Source organism: Shigella sp. FC1967 (genome assembly GCF_001743005.1).
Classification (GTDB): domain Bacteria; phylum Pseudomonadota; class Gammaproteobacteria; order Enterobacterales; family Enterobacteriaceae; genus Proteus.
Window position 1 is genome coordinate 1 of sequence record NZ_MIIZ01001163.1, and the last position, 569, is coordinate 569.

Annotated in this window: 1 rRNA gene; it reads left to right on the forward strand. The window is 50.3% G+C overall.

What is annotated here, in order from left to right:
- A 23S ribosomal RNA gene (locus BHE89_RS19610) occupies positions 1 to 569 on the forward strand; the annotation flags it as partial.

A 569-nucleotide genomic window follows, 5' to 3' on the forward strand; every position in this document is an offset into this window, starting at 1 on the left:
GGAGAACTGAAACATCTCAGTACCCCGAGGAAAAGAAATCAACCGAGATTCCCCTAGTAGCGGCGAGCGAACGGGGAACAGCCCAGAGTCTTAATCAATAGCAGCATCAGGAGAACGGTCTGGAAAGTCCGGCAGTAAAGGGTGATAGCCCCGTATCCGAAGATGCTGTTATTGTGAACTCGACGAGTAGGGCGGGACACGTGTTATCCTGTCTGAATATGGGGGACCATCCTCCAAGGCTAAATACTCCTGATTGACCGATAGTGAACCAGTACCGTGAGGGGAAAGGCGAAAAAGAACCCCGGCGAGGGGAGTGAAAAAGAACCTGAAACCGTGTACGTACAAGCAGTAGGAGCCTCTTTATGGGGTGACTGCGTACCTTTTGTATAATGGGTCAGCGACTTATATTCTGTAGCAAGGTTAACCGTATAGGGGAGCCGTAGGGAAACCGAGTCTTAACTGGGCGAATGAGTTGCAGGGTATAGACCCGAAACCCGGTGATCTATCCATGGGCAGGTTGAAGGTTGGGTAACACTAACTGGAGGACCGAACCGACTAATGTTGAAAAA